At 66.7% G+C, this 1,962-nt stretch carries 2 protein-coding genes; one reads left to right on the top strand and one right to left on the bottom strand.

Annotated features, from left to right (window positions below):
• Positions 1 to 333 precede the first annotated feature (333 nt).
• The gene (locus tag IE271_RS40720; protein WP_373308924.1) at positions 334 to 1,536 is read left to right on the top strand and encodes an IS110 family RNA-guided transposase; all 1,203 of its coding nucleotides are present in this window, start codon (positions 334 to 336) and stop codon (positions 1,534 to 1,536) included.
• A gap of 18 nt (positions 1,537 to 1,554) precedes the next feature.
• On the opposite strand, the gene IE271_RS40725 is transcribed toward IE271_RS40720, so the two are convergent.
• Positions 1,555 to 1,788, bottom strand: a complete 234-nt coding sequence (locus IE271_RS40725) for a hypothetical protein (RefSeq protein ID WP_031051338.1) — start codon at positions 1,786 to 1,788, stop codon at positions 1,555 to 1,557.
• Positions 1,789 to 1,962: the final 174 nt, after the last annotated feature.

Consider the following 1,962-nt stretch of genomic DNA (forward strand, 5'->3'; position numbering starts at 1 on the left):
GAATGGCTGCCGATCAAGGACTGGACCACGCCCGCGGTCCGCGAATGGCACCAGGACTCCCCCGTCGCCCCGCACTGAACCTACGACTCCCCCCCCGTTACCGTCTTCGTGGCTCCGCAACGGGGCCTCCGGCCTTCGGGTCCGGCATGACTTCCCCCTCCTGTTGTTGATGATCCGGGGGGTGGTGTCACCGGGTCCGGAGGCATCGACGGACCGCTGATGAGGGGCTTGAGCACCGGCTTCGCCCAGGGCCGGAAGAGCTCTCCGTAACGTGGATGCGGCAGCTCGGTGCCGAGGCAAGGTCGGACGAGAACGTGATGAAGGGGCCTGCACGTGATCGACACCGGCGACATCGATGTCTTCCTCGGCCTGGACGTCGGCAAGGGCGAACACCACGCCACCGCCGTCACCCCGGCCGGGAAGAAAGCCTTCGACAAGCGGCTGCCCAACACCGAACCCAAGCTCCGCGAGCTGTTCGCCAAGCTGCAGGCCAAGCACGGAACCGTGCTGGTCGTGGTCGACCAGCCGGCCTCGATCGGCGCCCTGCCGCTGGCCGTCGCCCGCGACATGGGCTGCCCGGTCGCCTATCTGCCAGGTCTGACGATGCGGCGAATCGCCGACCTCTACCCCGGCGAAGCGAAGACGGACGCGAAGGATGCGTTCATCATTGCGGACGCCGCCCGCGCGATGCCCCACACCTTGCGAGCGATCGACGGCGAAGACGAGACGATCGCCGAGCTGGAGATGATTGTCGGCTTCGACGACGACCTGGCCGGCGAGGCAACCAGGGTCGCGAACCGGCTGCACGGTCTGCTGACCCAGATCCATCCGTCGCTGGAACGGGTGCTGGGGCCGCGGTTGCAGCACCCGGCCATCCTCACACTACTGGAACGGTTCGGTTCCCCGGCCCAGATACGCAAGGCCGGCCGGCGCCAACTGGTCACCCTGCTGCGGCCGAAGGCACCGAGGATGGCCGAGCGGCTCGTCGATGAGATCTTCGTCGCCCTGGACGAGCAGACCGTCACCGTTCCGGGGACCGAGGCGGCCGCGCTGATCGTCCCGAGCCTTGCCGGGTCCCTGACTGCCGTCCTTGACCAGCGGAAATTGCTGGCCGGACGGATCGAGGAACTGCTGGAGGCACACCCTCTTTCCAAGGTCCTGACGTCGATGCCGGGAGTCGGCGTCAGGACCGGAGCCCGCATCCTGATCGAGGTCGGCGATGGCAGCACCTTTCCCACCGCCGGCCACCTCGCCGCATACGCAGGACTCGCCCCGGCGACCCGCAGCTCGGGCTCCTCGATCCGCGGCGAACAACCGTCCAGGAGGGGAAACAAACAGCTCAAACGGGCCTTCTTCCTCTCCGCCTTCGCTGCCCTGGCCGACCCCGCATCGCGGACCTACTACGACAAGAAGATCGCCCAAGGCAAGCACCACACCCAAGCCCTGCTCTGCCTCGCCCGACGCAGGGCCGACGTCCTGTTCGCGATGCTCCGCGACGGCACCTTCTACGAACCCCAACCCACCGCAGTCAGGTGAAGAGTTCAAACCGCTCGATCAGTCCTCCGGCCGAAGCCTCTGACGAGCCGCCTCAAGCCGCTCGTCATAGTCGGATGCGAACAGCTCAGGAAGCGTCTTGTCGAGCGTTCCGGCGATCCTATGGATCGGCGCCCAGACCGCCGGATCGTCAACAACCTGGCTGAGGTCCGTCATCTGGAGCTTCTCCAGCCAGTGCGACAGCACCAGTGCCTCGTCACTCGTGAGCTTGATCGTGACCTGGCTATCACTCATGCACACCCCTACGGCTCGGCCCGCCCTCAACCACACGAACCTACTGGCCTTCGACCTTGACCAAACACATAGGGGCACCCCCCCGGCGCCCAAGATTGGAAAGGCACCAGCCGCTGCTCCTGCTCGCTGTGCGTGTTCGCCGCCAAGCGGGACCTGCTGCTGGCGATCCGCCGC

The organism is Streptomyces minutiscleroticus (assembly GCF_014650875.1).
Taxonomy (GTDB): Bacteria; Actinomycetota; Actinomycetes; order Streptomycetales; family Streptomycetaceae; genus Streptomyces; species Streptomyces minutiscleroticus.